The sequence below is a fragment of the Marinobacter goseongensis genome, from assembly GCF_023156235.1.
Lineage (GTDB): Bacteria > Pseudomonadota > Gammaproteobacteria > Pseudomonadales > Oleiphilaceae > Marinobacter > Marinobacter goseongensis.
Map to the genome: position 1 here is coordinate 275907 of NZ_JAKZAI010000005.1, position 20733 is coordinate 296639.

At 58.7% G+C, this 20733-nt stretch carries 22 protein-coding genes and 1 tRNA gene; 10 read left to right on the plus strand and 13 right to left on the minus strand.

What is annotated here, in order from left to right:
• Positions 1–6 precede the first annotated feature (6 nt).
• The 4 genes from hisA to MLC70_RS06410 form a co-directional block, all read right to left on the minus strand.
• Entirely contained in the window at positions 7–744 is a 738-nt protein-coding gene (gene hisA / locus MLC70_RS06395) for a 1-(5-phosphoribosyl)-5-[(5-phosphoribosylamino)methylideneamino]imidazole-4-carboxamide isomerase (RefSeq protein ID WP_248182339.1), read from the minus strand.
• Complete coding sequence (hisH, locus tag MLC70_RS06400; RefSeq protein WP_248182340.1) at positions 738–1379, minus strand: imidazole glycerol phosphate synthase subunit HisH; 642 nt, start codon at positions 1377–1379, stop codon at positions 738–740. The genes hisA and hisH overlap by 7 nt, the downstream gene beginning before the upstream one ends.
• Positions 1380–1407: 28 nt before the next feature.
• Entirely contained in the window at positions 1408–2001 is a 594-nt protein-coding gene (hisB, locus tag MLC70_RS06405; protein WP_248182341.1) for an imidazoleglycerol-phosphate dehydratase HisB, read from the minus strand.
• A gap of 107 nt (positions 2002–2108) precedes the next feature.
• Positions 2109–2570, minus strand: coding sequence for an SRPBCC family protein (locus MLC70_RS06410; RefSeq protein WP_248182342.1), 462 nt, complete (start codon positions 2568–2570; stop codon positions 2109–2111).
• A gap of 184 nt (positions 2571–2754) precedes the next feature.
• On the opposite strand from MLC70_RS06410, the gene MLC70_RS06415 reads away from it, so the two are divergent.
• The 4 genes from MLC70_RS06415 (at position 2755) to MLC70_RS06430 (ending at position 6616) form a co-directional block, all read left to right on the plus strand.
• Positions 2755–5004 (plus strand): AsmA family protein, encoded by a 2250-nt coding sequence (locus MLC70_RS06415; RefSeq protein WP_248182343.1) that lies wholly within the window; start codon positions 2755–2757, stop codon positions 5002–5004.
• Positions 5001–6068, plus strand: coding sequence for an A/G-specific adenine glycosylase (mutY, locus tag MLC70_RS06420; protein WP_248182344.1), 1068 nt, complete (start codon positions 5001–5003; stop codon positions 6066–6068). The genes MLC70_RS06415 and mutY overlap by 4 nt, the downstream gene beginning before the upstream one ends.
• A gap of 79 nt (positions 6069–6147) precedes the next feature.
• Positions 6148–6420, plus strand: coding sequence for an oxidative damage protection protein (locus tag MLC70_RS06425; protein WP_248182345.1), 273 nt, complete (start codon positions 6148–6150; stop codon positions 6418–6420).
• 120 nt (positions 6421–6540) lie between these two features.
• A tRNA-Phe gene (locus MLC70_RS06430) sits at positions 6541–6616 on the plus strand.
• 142 nt (positions 6617–6758) lie between these two features.
• Here MLC70_RS06430 and MLC70_RS06435 read toward each other — a convergent pair.
• Entirely contained in the window at positions 6759–6914 is a 156-nt protein-coding gene (locus MLC70_RS06435) for a hypothetical protein (RefSeq protein WP_248182347.1), read from the minus strand.
• 194 nt (positions 6915–7108) lie between these two features.
• Between MLC70_RS06435 and MLC70_RS06440 the strand changes: the two genes are divergently transcribed.
• Entirely contained in the window at positions 7109–8074 is a 966-nt protein-coding gene (locus tag MLC70_RS06440; protein ID WP_248182349.1) for a calcium/sodium antiporter, read from the plus strand.
• A 21-nt stretch (positions 8075–8095) separates the two neighbouring features.
• Here MLC70_RS06440 and MLC70_RS06445 read toward each other — a convergent pair whose 3' ends face one another.
• From MLC70_RS06445 to dctP, 8 genes are all read right to left on the minus strand, one after another.
• Entirely contained in the window at positions 8096–8536 is a 441-nt protein-coding gene (locus tag MLC70_RS06445) for a DUF4124 domain-containing protein (protein ID WP_248182351.1), read from the minus strand.
• Positions 8537–8585: 49 nt separating this feature from the next.
• Complete coding sequence (gene glcF / locus MLC70_RS06450) at positions 8586–9794, minus strand: glycolate oxidase subunit GlcF (RefSeq protein ID WP_248182353.1); 1209 nt, start codon at positions 9792–9794, stop codon at positions 8586–8588.
• 61 nt (positions 9795–9855) lie between these two features.
• A complete protein-coding gene (gene glcE, locus MLC70_RS06455) occupies positions 9856–10920 on the minus strand; it encodes a glycolate oxidase subunit GlcE (RefSeq protein ID WP_248182355.1) in 1065 nt (354 codons plus the stop codon).
• A complete protein-coding gene (locus MLC70_RS06460; protein WP_248182357.1) occupies positions 10913–12385 on the minus strand; it encodes an FAD-linked oxidase C-terminal domain-containing protein in 1473 nt (490 codons plus the stop codon). The genes glcE and MLC70_RS06460 overlap by 8 nt, the downstream gene beginning before the upstream one ends.
• A 40-nt stretch (positions 12386–12425) precedes the next feature.
• A complete protein-coding gene (locus tag MLC70_RS06465) occupies positions 12426–12851 on the minus strand; it encodes a GlcG/HbpS family heme-binding protein (RefSeq protein WP_248182359.1) in 426 nt (141 codons plus the stop codon).
• A gap of 33 nt (positions 12852–12884) precedes the next feature.
• The gene (locus MLC70_RS06470) at positions 12885–14438 is read right to left on the minus strand and encodes a TRAP transporter large permease (RefSeq protein WP_248182360.1); all 1554 of its coding nucleotides are present in this window, start codon (positions 14436–14438) and stop codon (positions 12885–12887) included.
• Complete coding sequence (locus MLC70_RS06475) at positions 14435–15148, minus strand: TRAP transporter small permease subunit (RefSeq protein ID WP_248182361.1); 714 nt, start codon at positions 15146–15148, stop codon at positions 14435–14437. The genes MLC70_RS06470 and MLC70_RS06475 overlap by 4 nt, the downstream gene beginning before the upstream one ends.
• 97 nt (positions 15149–15245) lie before the next feature.
• Complete coding sequence (gene dctP / locus MLC70_RS06480; protein WP_248182408.1) at positions 15246–16298, minus strand: TRAP transporter substrate-binding protein DctP; 1053 nt, start codon at positions 16296–16298, stop codon at positions 15246–15248.
• Between the two features lie 338 nt (positions 16299–16636).
• On the opposite strand from dctP, the gene MLC70_RS06485 reads away from it, so the two are divergent.
• The 5 genes from MLC70_RS06485 to MLC70_RS06505 all read left to right on the plus strand — a co-directional run bounded on the left by MLC70_RS06485 (position 16637) and on the right by MLC70_RS06505 (position 20655).
• Entirely contained in the window at positions 16637–17395 is a 759-nt protein-coding gene (locus MLC70_RS06485) for an FCD domain-containing protein (protein ID WP_248182362.1), read from the plus strand.
• Between the two features lie 153 nt (positions 17396–17548).
• Positions 17549–18319, plus strand: coding sequence for an ABC transporter ATP-binding protein (locus tag MLC70_RS06490; RefSeq protein WP_248182363.1), 771 nt, complete (start codon positions 17549–17551; stop codon positions 18317–18319).
• 101 nt (positions 18320–18420) lie between these two features.
• Positions 18421–19173, plus strand: a complete 753-nt coding sequence (locus tag MLC70_RS06495) for a transporter substrate-binding domain-containing protein (RefSeq protein WP_248182364.1) — start codon at positions 18421–18423, stop codon at positions 19171–19173.
• A gap of 51 nt (positions 19174–19224) precedes the next feature.
• Positions 19225–19929: an ABC transporter permease gene (locus MLC70_RS06500; RefSeq protein WP_248182366.1), complete on the plus strand. Its 705-nt coding sequence runs from the start codon at positions 19225–19227 to the stop codon at positions 19927–19929.
• A 3-nt stretch (positions 19930–19932) separates the two neighbouring features.
• Positions 19933–20655, plus strand: a complete 723-nt coding sequence (locus MLC70_RS06505) for an ABC transporter permease (protein ID WP_248182367.1) — start codon at positions 19933–19935, stop codon at positions 20653–20655.
• Positions 20656–20733: the final 78 nt, after the last annotated feature.

Below are 20733 nucleotides of genomic sequence, written 5' to 3' on the forward strand. Positions count from 1 at the left end.
GTATCCTTATGCCTGGAGGCTGTCGCAATAGGCCTGGGCCTCTGCCACATCCAGAGTGCCTTCGTAGATGGCGCGGCCGGTGATGGCACCGAGGATGCCTTTGTCGGCCACGGTAGCCAGACGCTTGAGGTCATCCATGTTGGTGACACCGCCGGAGGCGATCACCGGAATACCGCCGGCTTCCGCCAGCTCCGCTGTCGCTTCCACGTTCACGCCCTGCATCATGCCATCGCGGCTGATGTCGGTGTAGACGATGGAATCCACGCCATCATTGGCAAAGCGCTTGGCCAGATCGGTGGCCATCACTTCCGACACTTCCGCCCAGCCGTCGGTGGCAACACGGCCGTCTTTGGCGTCCAGACCCACAATGATGTGGCCCGGGAATTTTTTGCACATCTCGGTGACAAACTCGGGCTCTTTCACCGCTTTGGTACCGATGATCACCCACTGCACACCGGCCTTCAGGTAAGCTTCGATGGTGTCGGCGGAACGGATGCCACCGCCGATCTGGATCGGCAGGTCCGGATACTTGCGGGCAATAGCCTGAACAATTTCGCCATTCACCGGCTCGCCGGCAAATGCGCCGTTCAGATCCACCAGGTGCAGGCGGCGGGCGCCGGCGTCCACCCAGCGGGTGGCCATATCCACGGGATCGTCACCGAACACAGTGGAATCGTCCATGCGGCCCTGGCGCAGGCGCACGCACTTGCCGTCTTTCAGATCAATGGCGGGGATAATCAGCATGTTCCGGTCCAGTCAGTAAAGTTTTTCAGTAACTGCAGCCCCGCCCGGGCGCTTTTCTCCGGGTGGAACTGCGCTGCAAAAATGTTGTCTTTTGCCACCGCGGCGGCCAGATCCACACCGTAACGCGTGCGGCCGGCCATATCGGCATTGCCCTCGGCCTCGGCGTAGTAGCTGTGCACAAAATAGAAACGGTCGCCGTCGGGGATGTTTTGCCACAGCGGATGTTCGAAGGTCTGGTAGACCTCGTTCCAGCCCATGTGAGGCACTTTCAGGCGCTCACCGTTCTCGCTCAGGTCATCGCCAAAGTAGCGTACTTCCGAGGGGAACAGCCCGATGCAGTCGACGCCGCCGTTTTCTTCGCTGCGGGACATCAGTGCCTGCATGCCCACGCAGATACCCAGAAACGGGCGATCCTGCGACACCTCGCGCACCAGGGTGTCGACACCCAGGCGGCGGATTTCGGCCATACAGTCCCGGATAGCGCCGACGCCGGGCAGGATCACCCGGTCGGCTTCGCGGATGGTTTCGGCGTTGTCAGTGACCAGTACGGTGGTGTCCGGGGCTACGTGCTCTACCGCTTTTTTGGCAGAGTGCAGGTTGCCCATGCCGTAGTCGATGATGGCAACGGTTTTCATGGTTGATGCGGTGTCCTTGGATGACCGTTTACAGAGAGCCTTTGGTGGACGGGGTAATACCCGCCATACGCTCGTCCATCTCGATGGCCATGCGCAGGGCACGGCCGAAAGCCTTGAACACCGTTTCGATCTGGTGGTGGGTGTTCTTGCCTTTCAGGTTATCGATGTGCAGGGTCACCATGGAATGATTCACAAAGCCTTGAAAGAACTCCGCGAACAGATCCACATCAAAGCCGCCCACGGAGCCGCGGGTGTAGGGAACGTCCATCATCAGGCCCGGACGCCCGGACAGGTCGATTACCACCCGGGACAGGGCTTCATCCAGCGGCACGTAAGCATGACCGTAACGACGGATACCTTTCTTGTCACCCACTGCCTGCCGGAACGCCTGCCCCAGGGTAATACCGATGTCTTCCACGGTGTGGTGATCGTCGATGTGGAGATCGCCCTTGGAGACGATGTTCAGATCCACCAGCCCGTGGCGGGCGATCTGGTCCATCATGTGCTCGAGGAACGGCACGCCGGTATCAAAAGAAGACGTACCGGTGCCATCGAGATTGATCTCGACAGTGATCTGGGTTTCGAGGGTATTTCTTTCTACCCGAGCCTTACGTTCGGCCATGGGGACTCCAGGTTATAAAGGGCACAATGCCGGAAAATGTTGATTGGCGGATTATACCTTTTCTGGATCCCGGAGTCCCACAATGACGGTGTCGATAGCCGGGGTGCTCAGAACGCCTTCTTCAGGTTGTTCATGTAGGTATCCACCAGGCTGTTGAACTCGTGCTTGATCACCGGGCTGATCGCCAGCTTCAGCAGGCTCGGCAGCGGCACCGTGAGTTCTGCACGGGTCTGGAACCTGACCGCGGTGGCGTTATCACCCTTGGCCTTGAGGGTCCAGGAGCCCCGAACCACCCCGTTACCCTCACCCTTGACCGGTTCCCAGGTGATGCGGCCGCCGTCTTTGTCTGCCGCGTACTTGCACGCGTACACGGACTGGATCGCATGCTTGTCCACGCCCACTTTTTCCATTTCCCAGCGGTACGTGTTGTCGCCCAGATCCACCAGCTTGTCGACTTTCGGGAAGTGACTCGCAGAGCGGGGCACATCGGCCAACAGATCGAATACTTCATCGTAACCGCCCGGTATTTCAAGTTCCCGGTTCAGTTCGATCGATACAGTGATAGCCACAGCCAACTCCTTTTTATCGTTGTAGGTTTGTCTTCAGGACAATATGAAAAAACAGTGTGCCTATTTTGGCCTATCAATACCGTATTGTCATACATCGGCGCTTTTATTTTGTTACCCCTGCGTTATCCTTAGGTTTACTCACTTTGCGGCACCTGAACGCATCAAATGGAAGGAAGCCTGAAATATGAAAGCTGTTCGCTACATCGCCCTCGCCATTGTCGGCCTTATCGTGCTGGCTATTGCAGCCGTGGCCGTCGCCGTTCTGGTCATCGACCCCAACACCTACAAACCCCAGATCGAGAAGGCGGCCGAAGATGCCACCAACCTTGATCTGATCCTGGAGGGCGACATCGGCTGGTCGTTCATTCCTCTGGGCCTTGAGCTCAACAATGTGGAAGCCATGCTGGAAGGCGAGCGCTTTGTGCGCCTGGACCAACTCGTGGCCCAGGTGGATTTCTGGTCGCTCATTGCCATGTCACCGCGGGTCAACACCTTCCTGCTTGACGGGCTTGATGCCCGCCTGAACGTTGACAAAGACGGCAACGGCAACTGGACACGCATCATGCCTGAGGGTGACGCCACCGGGGAGGACACCGCGGCACAGGAGCAGGCAGCGGCTGATAAACAGGCAACTGAATCGGCGGACACCGAAGCACCGGCCGGCGACAGTGAGCCGCTGAACTTCAACGTGGAGAATGTGCAAATCAGCAACGCTCAGATTCATTACAACGACGCGAGCACCGGTCAATCCGTGACCCTGGAAGACTTCACGGTCAACGCCAGCGAGATCACCCTGGGCAGCAGCTTTCCGCTGGACATCAGCTTCCGTTTCGAAACCAACCAGCCCCAGTTTGCCGTAGACGGCCGCCTCAGTGCCCGCCTTGCGGCCAACGAGGCCCTGAACGAGTTCGGCATTTCGGAACTGGACGCGACCTTCGACATGAACGGCGAGCCGTTCGGCGGCAAATCCGTTACCGCCAAGCTGGCTGGCGCCGTTGAAGCTAATCTGGAGAACGAAACCGCCACGCTTAACGGCTTCACCGCCAGCCTCGCGGATCTGAAACTGAATGCCGATCTGGCGGTTAACGGCTTCGGCGACAAGCCCGAGCTGAAGGGCGAAATGAGCATTGACCAGTTCTCGCTGAAGAAGCTGCTCGCGGCCCTTGGCCAGCCCGCCATTGAGACCGACGATCCGGACGTACTCGAAGCCATTGCCTTCTCTACTCAGATTGGTGGGCCGGCCGGCACCGTGGCACTGAGCGAATTGACCATCAGCCTCGACGACACTACCTTCACTGGCGGCGGCAGCTACACCCTCAACAACAGCGCAGTGGTGCTAGCTCTGCAGGGTGATGCCATCAACGCAGATCGCTACCTGCCACCGAAAGCGGAGGAAGGCGAGACCGCTTCCGAGGAATCGTCCGACGCCGCTCAGGACGGCGACGCTGGTGAGCAGGCCACGGCTGCCGCAGGCGCCCCGGAAGAGTCCGACCTGCTGCCACTGGAAACCCTGCGCACCCTGCTGCTGGACATTGACCTTGGCCTGGGCGAGCTGGTCATCAGCAACCTCAACATCAATGAAATCAAGTCGTCCATCACAGCGAAAGACGGTCTGATGAAAGTGGAGGAGTTCAGCGGCAAGCTCTACTACGGCAGCTTCGACGCCAACGTCACGCTGGATGCCCGCAAAGACAATCCCACATGGGCTATCGGCTCCAAAGTAGTCAACGTGCAGACGCTGCCCCTGCTGACCGACCTCGCAGAGGTCGACATGCTTTCAGGCGGCGCCAACCTGAATCTGGATATCAGAACCGCAGGCAACCGCATCTCTGCACTGCGGAACAATGCCAAAGGCGATATCAGCTTCAACCTCGCCGAGGGCGAATTCCGCCAGATGAACCTGACCCGCATGGCCTGCCAGGGCATTGCGCTGGCGAACCAGGACACCCTGAGTGCCAACGACTGGGGTACTACAACGCCATTCAATGACATGAAGGGCACGCTCAAGATTGATGGCAATACCCTGAACAACACCGACCTGGTGGCGGCGCTCGCCGGTATGCGTCTGGAGGGTAATGGCACCGTGGATCTGGAAAAAACCGAGCTGGACTACGAGATCGGCCTGAAAGTGGTGGGTGAGATCCACCGCGACGAAGCCTGCCGCGTAACCGAGTACGTAAAAAACGTGGTGATTCCGGTCGAATGCCGCGGCAACTTCTCCGAGGATCCTGCAGGCCTGTGCTCTTTCGACGGTTCACGCTTCCGCGACACCATCAAGGACATTGCAGCCAATGCGGCACGCGCCAAAGTGAAAGAGGAAACCGACCGCGCCAAAGCCAAGGCGGAAGAGAAAGCCCGCGAGAAAATCGATGAGAAGCTGGGCGAAGAAGGCGGCAAGATCAAGGATGCGGTCAAAGGCCTGTTCAACCGATGAGCGACCGGTTTGCCCGGGAGCTTCTGGCCTGGTACGACCAGCACGGCAGGCACGACCTGCCGTGGCACCACAATCGTAGTGCCTACCGGGTCTGGGTATCGGAGATCATGCTCCAGCAGACCCAGGTCGCCACGGTCATTCCCTACTTCGAGGCTTTCATGGCTCGCTTCCCGGATGTGGAAACGCTGGCGGCGGCCCCCGAGGACGATGTACTCAGCCACTGGTCCGGACTGGGCTATTACGCCCGGGCCCGCAACCTGCAGAAAGCGGCGAGAGCCGTGGTCAACGAGTTCAGCGGTGAATTTCCCGACGATCAGCAGCAACTGGAAGCGCTGACCGGGATCGGCCGCTCCACCGCCGCCGCCATTCTGGCGCAGGCGTTCGGCAAGCGCGCTGCCATTCTTGATGGCAACGTCAAAAGGGTACTGGCACGCTACCACGCCGTACCGGGTTGGCCCGGACAAACCAGCGTACTGAACACGCTCTGGCAGCACGCCGAGCAACACACACCGCACAGCCGGGTTCGCGATTACACCCAAGCCATCATGGACCTGGGCGCCATGGTCTGTACCCGCTCCCGCCCGAGATGCCAGCAATGCCCGCTCCAGAGCGGCTGTGTCGCCTACGAGAATGACGACATCCGCCTGTACCCGGGCTCCAAGCCAAAGAAAGCCAAGCCCGAAAAGATTACCTGGATGGTCATTCTCGAAGACCATGCAGGTCGTATCCTGCTGGAAAGACGCCCACCCAGTGGCATTTGGGGCGGCCTGTGGAGCCTGCCGGAACTGGACCCGGCCCTGGGTGCCGATGAGCTGCCCGAAGCCTGCGGGCAGGCTTTCGGCTTTGCCTGCGGCGATGCGGAACTGATTGGCGGCTTCCGCCACACGTTCAGCCATTACCACCTGCACATCCAGCCCGCGAGATTGGCGGTCCATTCCACGAACACAACGGTGAGTGACAACGACGGCCAGCGCTGGCTGCACCGGGATGAAGCCCTGACCCTCGGCTTGCCGGCCCCGATCCGCAACCTGCTGACCAACCCCGAACAGCCGGCCCTCATCTGACCACCGGCTTATCTGTTATCATCGCGCAACGTCAGACACAGCGCCGGGTTAACCGGCGCCCGATTCAACAGGACCCGATATGAGCCGCACCGTTTTCTGCCGCAAATACCAGCAAGAACTGGAAGGACTGGACTTCCCCCCTATGCCTGGCAAGAAAGGCCAGGAAATCTGGGAGAACGTTTCCAAGAAAGCGTGGGAAGAATGGCAGAACCAGCAAACCATGCTGATCAACGAAAAGCACCTGAGCCTGATGGACCCGAACACCCGCAAATACCTGCAGGCGCAGATGGAACGCTTCTTCAATAACGAGCCGTTCGACAAGGCCGAAGGCTACGTGCCACCGGAGCAATAGGCGCAATTGATTAAAGCCTGAGCAACCGCTAAAAGATCCGGAAATATTTGGCTTACAGCCTTGACTCAAAACAGTGAAACCGGTTTAATAGCGCCCCGTTGCACAGCAGACGCGCAACACGCCCGGATAGCTCAGTTGGTAGAGCAGGGGATTGAAAATCCCCGTGTCGGTGGTTCGATTCCGCCTCCGGGCACCATTTAGAATTCTGATGAAGCCCGCCTTGTGCGGGCTTTGTTGTTATTGGTCCGCCGTTATTTCCTCACCCTGCCCCAACGGTTTGCGCCTGGAATTAAAGCGATTGACCGCCGCAAACACGGAGGACTTTCGTAAAACCGCATTCATGCAGCCTTGCGAAAATCCTCCGCCCGCACACACTTGTCGCGCTGACGCTTGTACTTGCTCTTGTCCTCAACCACTCGCATCTGGTACTTCGGTGTTTTCAGGTCGCGCTTGATGGCGCTTTCCTGAGTGGGTTTTGCCCGTTTACTGGCCATGAGATTTCTCCTGTTGGCGCTGCTGAGAATGTGCGCAATCAGTTTAGCACTTTTCCGCAAGGTGCCAGCGCCCGCTATGGTTCTGGGCGTGACAATCAACACTCTTGACCCTGCCTTGCCGATTGCAAATGACTGTCGGTTAACCGCAGACTGTGCACTCTGATCGTGACCGACTGACACCGCGAGGATCCATAATGCTTCCAGCTCTGCTTGCCATTGCCGCCGGACTGGCCCTGCTGGTCTGGAGTGCCGATCGTTTTGTCGAGGGCTCCGCGGTGACCGCGCGCCATTTCGGCATGCCGCCGCTGCTGATCGGCATGGTGGTGGTGGGCTTTGGCACGTCGGCCCCGGAAATGGTGGTTTCCGCGCTGGCAGCCTCGCAGGGCAATCCCGGGCTGGCGCTGGGCAATGCTTACGGCTCCAACATTACCAATATTGCGCTGATACTCGGCATCACCGCCATAATCTCGCCCATTGCCGTGCACTCTCAGGTCATGCGCAAGGAGCTGCCGATCCTTGCCGGCATCACCCTGCTCGCCATCTGGCAGCTGCTCGATGGCAGCCTGTCCCGTCTGGATGCCGTGGGCTTGCTGCTGACCTTTACCGCGTTACTGGGCTGGAGTATCTGGGCCGGCATGAAGAAGCCACAGGATGCACTGGCTCTGGAAGTCAGCGCCGAGCTCGATGAGCGCGTCATGCCCATCCGTAACGCGGTGCTCTGGCTGGTTGCCGGCCTGGCTCTGCTGATTATCAGTTCCCGCATTCTTGTCTGGGGCGCTGTGGATCTGGCCACGGCCTTCGGCGTCAGCGACCTGATCATCGGCCTGACCATCGTGGCTATTGGCACGTCCCTGCCGGAACTGGCATCGTCGGTGATTGCCGCTCGTAAGGGTGAACACGATCTCGCGTTGGGTAACATTCTCGGCTCCAACATGTTCAACACCCTTGCGGTGGTGGGCATCGCCGGCATGATAGCGCCCATGGAGGTCGCCGGCGACGTTCTGGTGCGGGACCTCCCGGTGATGGCAGGCCTGACCTTTGCGCTCTTCGCATTGGGCTACGGCTTTCGCGGGCCGGGGCGCATCAACCGGGTTGAGGGCGTCCTGTTGATCACTGCGTTCGTGGCCTACACGCTGTATCTGCTGATCAGTACATTCTGAGGTCAGGCGCAACGAGACGTTTTACTGCAGAAGACACTCGCGGCTGAGCGCCTGGCTGACACTGCGCCGCTGACGCCGCAGACGGTTGCCCTGATCGTTGCTGTAGCCGGCACGCAGCTGCCGCTGGATACGGGCGAGGCGTTTGCGGTAACCGGCACACTGCTTGTCGTTACTGGCGCTGGCAAGCCCGCTCGAACTCCGCGACCGGGTGCGTGACGACGACGCCTTCAAACTCTGGCGGATATCCTTTCGAATCGTGTTCACCCGCCTGCCCTGCTCCAGATTTTCTGACATGGGCACCACCGACGGCTGTGTCAGCGTCACGGTCTCGTGGCTCTGGTTACGGGGCTGGGTATCGGTGAAGTGCACTACGCCCTGGTCGTCTGTCCAGGAGTAAACACCGGCAAAGGCGGGTGCTGAGAATAATGCAGATAACAGAAATAGCGCCATGGTCCCTGGCATAAGATTCCACTCCCTGTGGTTTCAAATGAGCCGGGGACTATAGCAGATGTTACTGGTCCAGTAATTCGATCCAGTGCTGAACCGGCACGGCGGAGCGGGTTTCCAGATGCATCTGACAGCCGATGTTGGCCGTCACGATACGGTCCGGATTGTCGACGGTGAGCGCCGTGAGCTTGTTGGCTAGCAGCTTCTGGCTCAGTTCCGGCTGCAGCACCGAGTAGGTGCCCGCCGAACCGCAACACAGATGCTTGTCCTTGGTGGCCGCCAGGGTCACACCGGCCCGCGCCAGCACCTGCTCCACCACGCCGTTCTGTTTCATGGCGTGCTGCAGGGTGCAGGGGCAATGGAAAGCGACCTTGCCCGGGTTCTGCCGTACTTTCAGCTTCTCCAGATCCTGGCTGAGCAAGAAGGCGCCAAGATCGACCGTCAGGTCGCTGACCTTTTGCGCCTTGGCGGCGTAGACCGGGTCGTGTTGCAGCAGGTGCCCGTAGTCCTGCACCATGGCGCCGCAGCCCGACGCGGTCATGATGATGGCCTCAGCGCCGGCTTCGATGGCAGGCCACCAGGCGTCGATGTTCTGGCGCATGCGCTCCAGGGCCTTGTCATGTTCCGACAGGTGGTGATTCACCGCACCGCAACAGCCCGCTTCCGGGGCTTCCACCATGGTAATCCCCAGACGGTCGAGTACACGGGCGGCGGCGGCGTTGGTGTTGGGCGTGGCGGATGGCTGAACACAGCCGGCCAGTGCCAGCACAATGCGGCTGTGGCTGGCCGCCGGCCAGGGGGTGGCCGCTTTTCTCGGCGGCACTTTGGTGCGCAGTTTTTCCGGCAATGCCGGGCGGAACAGCTGGCCCAGCCGCAGTAACAGTCCGAACAGCCGGCGATTGGGGATCACTCGGGCCAGCGCCCAGCGCATCCACCTGTCTTTGGGCGCACGCGGCATTTCCTGCTCCATCAGTCCGCGGCAGATGTCCACCAGGCGGCCGTACTGCACGCCGGAAGGACAGGTGGTCTCGCAGCTGCGGCAGGTGAGGCAGCGGTCCAAGTGCTCGCGGGTTTTTTCGGTAACTTCCGCGCCTTCGAGGAACATTTTCATCAGGTAGATGCGGCCGCGGGGGCCGTCGCGTTCGTCGTTCAGCTCCTGGTAAGTCGGACAGGTGGCGGTGCAGAAGCCACAATGGACGCAGGCCCGCAGGATGGATTCGGCCTCCTGCCCTTCCGGGGTGTTGGCAAATTGCTGTACTAGATTCGTTTGCATGGTTTACCTATAAGTTCGGTGCTCAAGCGCCAGCCCAGCGCTTCCCGGACATCTCAGTTGACTACAGCCAGCTGTATAGCCGCCCAGGGTTGAATATGCCGTCAGGGTCGAACGAGTTCTTTACGCGACGCTGAATACCCTTCAGGGCATCCGGCTGGTGATGCATCACCTCCCCTGCCCGATCGCCGCCACGGAACAGGCTGACCTGACCGCCCGCCGCTTTCGCCAGGGCTTCCATCTGTTTGGTGTCGGCCTTACCGCGATACCAGCGCTGGGAACCGGCCCAGTCGATCAGCCAGGCGCCGTCGAGCACGGGGTTGGCAGCGGTGGAGCCGATGGAGAAGCGCCATAACGGATCGCCGCCGGTGAAGAAATCATGCTGCATATCCTGAACCTGGCGCCAGAACGGATCACCGTTTTCCATGACCTCGCCGGTCCATTTTTCGGCCGTGGCTTCCACCGCAGAGCGGGCGCCGGAAAGGCGCAGGTATACTTTGTCATCGTGCCAGCAGGCGGCGGTGATGGGTTTGGGTTCGGCGGCGCGGCTGTTCATGTAGTGGATGACGTCGTCCATCGCCATGTCCTGCACCAGAGTCAGGGTGGCGGCAGGTCTGGGCATAACTTTCAGGCTGATTTCGGTCATCACGCCGAGAGTGCCCATGGCGCCGGCCTGGAGGCGGGAGACGTCGTATCCGGCAACGTTTTTCATCACCTGACCGCCAAAGCGCAGATGCTCACCCTTGCCGTTGATCAATCGCACTCCCAATATCTGGTCACGCACGGAACCGGCCCAGGGCCGACCGGGGCCGGAGAGGTTGCAGGCCAGGGTGCCGCCGATGGTGCTGCCATCGCCAAAGTGTGGCGGTTCAAAGTGCAGAATCTGCCCTTCTTCGGCGAGGGTGGCTTCGATTTCGGTGAGGGTGGTGCCGGCACGCACGGTGAGTACCAGCTCGACCGGGTGGTAGTCCACGATGCCCCTGTGCTCGGCGAGACTCAGTGTGCCTGCGTCCGGATCGGCGGCACGGCCCACGAAGGCTTTGGTGCCGCCGCCAACGATGTTGAGTTTGTGGCCGGCATTGCGGGCCTGGAGCACCTGCTCCTTCAGTTGTTGGGAATGATCAGCCATGAGCCGCTTCCGTATGGTCGTGCTTGTGTTGTTTGTGTTCCAGTGAGCGGTATTCCTGGCAGAACCGCAGGGCAGGCACGCCCTTGCCCGGGTTGAGGATGCCGGCAGGGTCGAAGGCGGCCTTCACGTCGTGAAACTGCTGCAGTTCCTCGTCGTTGAACTGCACCGCCATCTGGCGGACTTTCTCCACGCCAACGCCGTGCTCACCGGTGATGCAGCCGCCTACTTTCACGCAGAGTTCGAGAATGCTGCTGCCGAACGCCTCGGTGCGCTCGAACTCACCGGGCACATTGGCGTCAAACAGGATCAGCGGGTGCAGGTTGCCGTCGCCGGCGTGAAACACGTTGGCCACGCGCAGGCCGAACTGTTCGGACATCTGCTCCATCTGCGTGAGTACGTTGGCGATTTCACGACGCGGGATGGTGCCGTCCATGCAGTAATAATCCGGTGAAATGCGGCCTACTGCCGGAAATGCGGACTTGCGTCCTTTCCATAGCAGCGCGCGCTCTTCCTCACTCCGGGAGGTGCGCACGGAGGTGGCGCCCAGCTTGCGGAACACCTCTTCTGCCTCAGCGATGTGTTCCAGCACCTCCTCTTCGGTGCCGTCCACCTCGCACAGCAGCAGGGCCTTGGCGTCACGGGGGTAGCCAGCCTGGGCAAAATCGTCGGCGGCAATGATGGCGTGGCCGTCCATCATCTCCAGGCCTCCCGGGATAATGCCATGGGAAATGATACCGCCCACGGCGTCACCGCCTTTCTGCACACTGTCGAAGCCGGCCATCACCACCCGCGCCACTTCCGGCTTGGGCAGCAGTTTGACCTGCACTTCGGTGACCACGCCCAGCAGCCCCTCGGATCCGGTCAACAGCGCCAGCAGGTCCATGCCACAGCTGTCGAGCCCGTCACTGCCGATGGTGACCACGTCGCCCTCGGCGGTGACCATTTCCACGCTGAGGATGTTGTGCACGGTCAGACCGTATTTCAGGCAGTGCACGCCACCGGAGTTCTCGGCCACGTTGCCACCGATGGTGCAGGCGATCTGGGAAGACGGGTCGGGGCCGTAGTAGAGGCCGTATTGCGCCGCTTCCTCACTGATGGCGAGGTTGCGAACACCCGGTTGTAGCCTCGCCGAACGTGCCAGCGGATCGATGTGGATGATGCGGTTGAACTTGGCCAGCGACAGCACCACGCCTTCCTTGTTCGGCATGGCGCCGGCACTCAGCCCCGTCCCCGCGCCCCGGGCAACCACCGGCACGGCATTTTCATTGCAGATCCGCATCACCCGTTGTACCTGTTCAACGGTTTCCGGCAGCACCACCAGCAACGGCATTTCGCAATACATCGACATGCCGTCGCATTCGTAGGGCTTCATGGTTTCGTCATCGGTGATGACGTAGTCCGGGTCGATGAATGCCCGGAACTGCTCTGCCAGCTCGGCTTTGCTGACTTTCGGTTTGGTTGTCATATCAATCTCTGGCTAGGAATATCTTCAGCTGTGACAGTCATCAACCGCGTTTGGTTTCAAAGTGGTCGATACCGGCCTGGGCACAGTCCATGTCCTGTTGCGGAGTACCGGAGCTGATCCCGATACCCCCAACCACCTCTCCGCCGACAAGCACCGGCAGGCCGCCACCCACGGAACTGATGCGCCCGCCTACCTCGGTATGAATCCCGAATGCCAGGCTGCCGGGTACATTGACCTTGTTGTAGTCGTGGGTGGCTTTTTTGGCGGCAGCGGCGGTAAACGCCTTGTCCTGCGCAATGGTAACGCTGGTGATCTTGCCCCCATCCATGCGCTCGAATGCAATCAGGTTACCGGACTCGTCAACGATCGCAATGCACATCGGCACTGCGATTTCGCGGGCTTTTCCGGCAGCGCCTTCGATCAGCATCCGCGCATCAGCGAGGTCAAGCCGGTTAATGGTCAGCATAGTGTTGTCCTCCTGTGATTCAGCAACGGTCGATTAGCCATAAACGAGATTGGGCAACCAGGTCACCACGCCCGGTATCAGCACGCAGATGAACAGGCCGAACGCCTGAATGGCCAGGAACACCAGTGAAGACTTGAAAATCGTACCCATGGTAATGTCCGGCGGGCAAACGCCCCGGATGTAGAACAGCGCATAGCCAAACGGTGGACTGAGGAACGACATCTGCATGTTCACCAGATACAACACACCGAACCAGAGCACCACGTCCTCCCCTGGCACGCCCGGCAGACCGAACAGACCCGGGAATTCCAGAGCTTCAACAATCGGGATGAAAATCGGCACCGCCAACAGCAGGATGCCAACCCAGTCGAGGAACATCCCCAACACCACCAGCAGCACCATCAACAGCAGCAAGACGGCGTAAGGCGACAGGCCAATGCCCAGAATGGTCTCGGTAATGAAATCCTGTCCGCCCTGCAGAATATAAAATCCGACAAAGACTGATGCACCGAACATGATCCACAACACCATAGCGGATGCCTTGGCGGTGGTTACCGACGCATCGCGCAGTGTGGCAATGGAGAACACCTTGTGCTTCATCGCCACCAGGATTGCCCCGAAAGAGCCAATACCGGCCGCCTCCACCGGAGTGGCAACACCGCCAAACAGCAACCCAAGTACCAGGAAAACCAGCACTAGCGGCGCGATCAGGTCTTTCAGCAACAGCAGCTTTTCTTTGAGTCCGATCCGCTCTTCTTCCGGGACCGGCGGCCCGAGTTCCGGATTGATTTTCGAGCGAATACCCACGTAAAGGATGTAGAGCGTGGATAGAATCAGACCGGGAATCACCGACCCCAGGTAGAGTTCACCGACCGACTGCTGTGCAACCACGGCGTAGAGGATCGCGAGAATTGAGGGCGGAATCAGGATGCCCAGGGTGCCCCCGGCCATGATGGATCCCAATGCGATCTTCTGGTCATAGCCACGCTTGAGCATCGCCGGCAACGCAATGATACCCATGGTGACGACAGCAGCGCCGATAACTCCGACCATGGCCGCCAGAATCGTGGACGCGAGTATGGTCGCAATGGCAAGGCCGCCGCCAAGACCGCCCATCCATTTGTAGACCACGTTGAACATCTCCTCGATCAGGCCGGCCCGCTCCAGCATAGAGGCCATGAAGATGAACAACGGAATGGCTGCCAGATCCGAGTTGGTCATCATCGGAAAGATCCGGCTGGGGATGATGTTCAGCATCATCGAGTCGCCCACCAGATAGATGAACGCAACACCGAGGCCACCGGTGACGAAGGCCAGGGGCAGCCCCATCATCAGCAGCACTGCCAGGGAGCCAAACATGAGATAGGTCAGCGGACCTATTTTTACCTCCGACAACATGCCTGAGAGCTTGAACAGGAATTTGTCATCGCTCCAGGGGTCGTAAAAAAGGATGTTGATGACTTCCACCAGCACTACAAAAGCAAGGAGAACCGTGGCGATAATCATCAGCCAGGTGCCGAGCTTGCCGATCAGGGGATTGCCGGGGTTGGGGCTGGGATTGGAGCGGGTCATGGTATCTGAGCTCATGCGTGTTGCTCCCGGCCAAGCCTGATAAATATAGCGATGTCCTTGATCAGTTTGGACAGGCCAGCAAGGAAGAGCAGCGTCGACCCCAGCAGCATCACGCCCTTCACCGGCCAGTATTGAATGCCCCAGGTTTCAACGGTTCGTTCATCCATCGAATAGGAGTTCTCCATGAAGGTCCAGGAGGTAATCATCAAAGCGATCGCGAACATGAAGAAAAACATGGATGTGAAAATATCCATGCCCACACGCCCCCGCTCTGGAAGGAAGTTATAAACCACGTCTACCCGCACATGGGAGCCGTGGAGCAACGCAAACGCACCGGCCATCAGGTATTGCATTTCGAATAGCAGGAAACTGGCCTCATGCACCCAGATAGTGGGCTGGTTGAACACGTAGCGCATGACCACTTCAAAGAAGTAAAACACCACGGCATTCACGGTCCAGAAGGAAATAAATACACCGGATTTCTCGCTGATCCAGTCCACCGCGTCAGTGAACCCGTTGCTGGCATCGCTGTAATCCACCTGTTTTTGCAGTTCGGCTTCTATTTCAAGAAGCTTTTCTTTGGCCTCGGCATTCTTATCCACGGCCTGAACACCGCGTCGGGCGAGCCAACGGTCCAGCGCCATCATGATCAGCGGCATCAACGCCAGCCAGCCCCAGTAGAACCAGTGGGGCATCACAAAGCCGAAAGCACTCAGATCAGACATGTTGTTATCACCTTAATCACAGCGCGGGGAAGGGAGGCTGTGCCACCAAGCACTTCCTACCCTTCCCCGTGATCAGTTTTATTGTGGTTATTAAGGCTCACATCCCTTCAATGTCTTCCTCGTCGATGTAGCCGACGGTGTCGTTCATCATGTATTCCAGCTGAATATCCAGAATTGCTTTGGCATCCTTATTCTTGCTGGCCCAGTTGAACCAGATAGGAATCGCCGCTTTACGGAATTCATCCAGATCCGCCTGGCTCAGACGGGTGACGGTGTCACCGTCAGCCTTGAACTTCATCATGGCTTCGATGTTGCGCTTCTGAATGGTCAGGTAGTGCTTCTGGGAATATATCCGGACTTCGTCCTCAACCAGTTGTTGCAGTTTAGGATCCAACGCGTTCCAGGCACGCAGGTTAACGGTCAGATCCATCAGATCCACTGGCTGGTAAATCGACATAACGCCAGGAGGTCCGAACATGATGTAGTCGGTTACCTGGGAGAAGCCCAGCTCATAGTTCACCGCCGGGCCAACGTAGTCCGCTGCGTCGATGGTGCCTTTTTCCAGAGCAGGGAAGATATCTGAACCCGGCAGACTGACGGTTGAAACACCGAACTGCTGGAATACTTCAGCCACCATGCCGCCCGGCACACGCATCTTCATACCTTTCAGATCTGCGAGGCTGTTAATCGGCTTTTTGGAGTGAATGATGTTGGCGTCATGCTGGATCGGGCCGACATAGAACAGGCCAAATTTCTTGTAGATTTCACGGGTTGTTTCCAGCATGCCCAGCGAGTAGAACATGATGTCCCACTGGTGAGGCTGATCCGGTCCGGCAGGGTAGGAAGACAGGAACACAGAAGCCGGGATCTTGCCGGACCAGTACAGCGTAAACGGGTTCATACCCTGCAGCACGCCGTTACGGACTGCTTCGAACAGGGCGTTGTTGTCCGCAGCAACCGATTTGGCCGGGTAAGGTTTGAAGATCAGCTCACCACCGGATTTCTCCTCGATGCTTTCGCACCACTCCTCGAACAGATCGTAACCGACGGTGCCGGCGTCCCACACTGACTGCAACTTCCAGGTGGTGGCCGCGTGCGCCTGGCCGGCGCCCATGAACATTGCCCCGCACAGTGCGGCGCCTACAGCCATGGCCTTCAGGAAACTCGTGCGTGGTGGCGTTGCACCCGCGTCACAGCGACTTTCAGCATTGTTGTTGGTGTTCATCGACACATCTCCGTCTAGCTTGTTGTTGTGCAGAGTAAGGCCAACACCGGCTGATGCCGGTATCACTGAAAGCTTCGTAGGCAGGCGCGGTTTAGTCCAGCGAATTGCCAACTGGTCGGACCAGTTTTTTCGTAGGGTGAAATGGACGGAATCGGCGCGATAAGCCATAGTTAGGGGCCTGAAACGCATTTGAACAGAAGGACATTCAGCGCATACATCAACCCGCAACTGGTCCGACCAGCAGGACCTGACAGGCATACCGGATGGGCATATCACAGGAAATATCCTATCGGCTGGAGCGGCTGATCCTCGACGGCGGCCTGGCCCCCGGGCAGAAAATTCCGTCAGAACGGCAGCTGGCAACACGCCTCGGCGTATCGCGCGCCATTCTCCGCGAGGCACTCCACGAACTGCAGGGCCGGGGCGTGATCGAAACCCACCACGGCAAGGGCTCGTTCGTGGCCAGTATCGTTCCGTCCACTGCGGATCTGGATGATCGCAGCCCGCTGATGCATCTGTTCGCAGGCCACCCTCGCACCCTCTACGACCTGCTGGAAGTCCGGGAGCAACTGGAAGGACAGGCAGCCATGCTGGCCGCCCAGCGCGCCACCAGCATGGACAGGCACCGCATTACCAAAGCCTTCCGCATGCTGGAGAGCACTGACCCGATGAGCAATGCCAAACCCGACCACGGCTTCCATCAGGCGATTGTCGAGGCCTCCCATAACCCGATACTGGTGCATGTTCTCAACGGTCTGAAAAACATGATGTTGCTGACGGTTCAGGCGTCCGTTGCCAATCTGAACCCGCGTGAGGAAATGCGACATTCCATCATGAGGCAGCACAAACAGATCTATCAGGCCATCATGGCCGGCAAGCCCACCGCGGCCCGCAAGGCCGCAACCGCCCATGTGCGTTTTGTCGGCGATTCCATGCGCAGCCTCGAGAGCCAGGGCGCAAAAGTAATCCGCATCTCACTGAATTCGGAAGCTGCTGCTCCCGGAACCAGCGCCTCCCCCTGAGGCGGCAAAAACCTTGCATTGAATATTCAGTGCGACACAATGTTGTGTTGGGATCGATAGAGAACTGCGGAAAAGCGACGGTAAAGGGTCTTGATTTCCGCCGCTACAGTCCGTAAAACTTGCGCCTTTGAAAGACAGCCTCAGGAGTCACCCATGGCGGACCAAGCGCCTTTGATCTGCAGGGATATTCACAAAACCTTTGATCAGCTGGAAGTGCTTAAAGGTATCTCACTGGAAACCCGCAAAGGTGACGTGGTGTCTCTGATTGGCAGCTCCGGCTCCGGCAAGAGCACGTTCCTGCGCTGCATCAATCTGCTGGAAACCCCCACGTCCGGCGACATTATCGTGCACGGCGACCCAATACGGTTCACCACCAACCGTCGCGGCGAGCGTATTCCCGCCGACAACAAGCAGGTGGAACTGATCCGCGCCAAACTGTCGATGGTATTCCAGAGTTTCAATTTGTGGTCTCACATGACCGTGCTGGAAAACATCATCGAAGCGCCGGTCAACGTGCTCAAGGTCCCCAAAAAGGAGGCCATCGAGCGGGCCGAGAGCTACCTGAACAAAGTCGGCATCTACGAGCGCAAGGACTACTACCCGGCCCAGATGTCCGGCGGCCAGCAGCAACGTGCGGCCATTGCCCGCGCCCTTGCCATGGAGCCGGAAGTGATGCTGTTTGACGAACCGACATCGGCTCTGGACCCGGAACTGGTCGGTGAAGTTCTGAAGGTGATGCAGAGCCTGGCTGAGGAAGGCCGAACCATGATCGTGGTCACTCACGAAATGGCATTTGCAAAGGATGTGTCAACTCAGGTCCTGTTTTTGCATCAGGGCGTTATCGAGGAACAGGGTACACCACAGAAAGTGTTTGATAACCCGGACTCGGAACGCATGAAACAGTTCCTGGCTCCCAAGTTCTGACACTCGGTGCTATCTTGAACCGGTGAGGACGTAAAAAACGCCTGAAAAAGGCGTTGATAAAAAATAAAGCCCAAAAGGCAAAAACACTGGAGAAGTGACACATGAAGAAACTGATTGTTGCAGCAAGTTGTGCCCTGGCGCTGGCCGCTGGCGTTGCACAGGCCGAGGAACGGAACCTGCGGATCGCCTTCGACGTGCCCTACGAGCCTTTCGAATACAAAGATGAAAACGGCGAGCTGTCCGGCTTCGAGGTGGAACTGGCGGAAGCCATGTGCGAAGAGATGAGCGCCAACTGCGAATTCGTGATCCAGGCGTGGGACGGCATGATCCCGGGCCTGCTGGCCCGCAAGTTTGATCTGATCATGTCCTCGATGTCGATCACCCCTGAGCGCGCCGAGCGGGTGCTGTTCTCCGAGCCATACTACAACACCCCGGGTGGCTGGTTCGGTCCGGAAAGCTTCAACACCGACGTCACTGATATGGACGCCATGAAAGGCAAGACCGTAGGTGTTCAGCGTGGCACCACCATGGACACTTACGTGACCGAGGAAATGGGTGGCATTGTGACCATCAAGCGTTACACCACCGCAGACGACATGGTTCTGGATCTGGAAGGCCAGCGCCTGGACGTGGTGTTCGTGGACTACCCGGTCGGTGAACAGACTGTTCTCAACAAAGAAGGCTTCAAGGAAGTGGCTGAGCCGGTCAAGCTGGGTGAAGGTGTCGGCGTTGCCATGCGCAAGCGCGACGCGGACCTGGCTGAGGACGTCAACGCCGCCCTGAGCACTCTGAAAGAAGATGGTACCTACGACACCATCATGGATAAGTACTTCGCTTACGACATCAAGATGTAAAACTGCTCAAGGGGCGATCACGTTGGTCGCCCCTGCTTACCGGACGTTCCCATGCTCGATTTGAAAGGCTATGGCCCGGCTCTGTTGGACGGAGCGGTGGTCACCATAGAACTGGCCTTCCTCTCCCTCGCTGTTGCCATCACTCTCGGGCTGATAGGCGCCTCAGCCAAGCTGTCGGACAACCGCCTGGCCAAAGGAGCAGCCACCACCTACACCACGCTGATTCGTGGTGTCCCTGACCTGGTAATGATGCTGCTGTTCTATTACGGCGGACAGGTTGCGGTCAACATGCTCTCGGACCATATCTGGGAGACCTATGAAATCGACTTTTTCTTTCAGTTCGACCCCTTTATTTCCGGTGTGGTCACCATCGGACTGATTTTTGGCGCCTACATGACGGAAACCTTCCGCGGCGCCTTTCTGGCGGTGGAGACTGGCCAGATCGAAGCTGCCCGGGCCTATGGCTTCACCCGCTTTCACACCTTCCGCCGCATCATGCTGCCGCAAATGCTGCGCCATGCCCTGCCCGGCATCGGCAACAACTGGCAGGTGTTGCTCAAAACCACCGCGCTGGTGTCCATCATCGGTCTCACCGATATGGTGCGTGTGGCCGAGGAAGCCGCCAAAGCGGAGCGTATGCCCTTTCACTTTTTCATTCCGGTGGCGTTTGTCTATCTGGCCCTGACGGCCGGTTCGGAGCTGTTTATCAAATGGCTGAACAAGCGTGCCAATGTCGGCGTGGTTCAGGGGGGTTGAGGTATGCCTGATTTCATCGCCGAATGGCTCGACAAGAACGACGTATTTACCGCTATGACCCTGATGGAATACTGGGGCGGCATGGTGACCACTGTGCAGCTGGTGTTCCTGTCTCTGGTGATTGGCCTGGTGGTGGCCGTGCCGCTGGCGATTCTGCGTACGGTGAAGAATCCTTTCATTTCCGGTCCAGTGTGGTTTTACACCTACATTTTCCGGGGCACGCCACTGCTGATCCAGCTCTACATCATCTATTACGGGCTGGCTCAGATCGAAGGTATCCAGGAGACCTTCTGGTGGCTGATTTTCCGGGAGCCGTTTTATCCGGCGCTGTTGGCGTTCACTCTGAACACGGCGGCCTACACCACAGAGATTATCCGCGGAGCCATTGTGTCGACTCCCAATGGCGAGATCGAGGCGGCGAAAGCCTACGGCATGAACTGGTTCATGCGCATGCGCCGCATCGTCCTACCGAGTGCTGCGCGGCGGGGTGTGCAGGCCTACTCCAATGAGGTCATCTTCATGCTGCATGCCAGCGCGATTGCCAGTGTGGTGACCATCGTGGACCTGACCGGGGCAGCGCGGAACATTTATTCACGGTTTTATGCGCCGTTCGATGCGTTCATTTTTGTGGCGTTGTTGTACATGCTGCTGACGTTTGCGCTGGTGTTCGCGTTCCGCAAGCTGGAGAATCATTTGTTGAAGCATCAACGGCCTTTGAATTCCTGACCCTCTTCTGCAGGCTGATGGTGCAAGGCCAGCCAACAGGAGCGCCTCCCGGGAACCGCTACGAGCACATCCATGTGC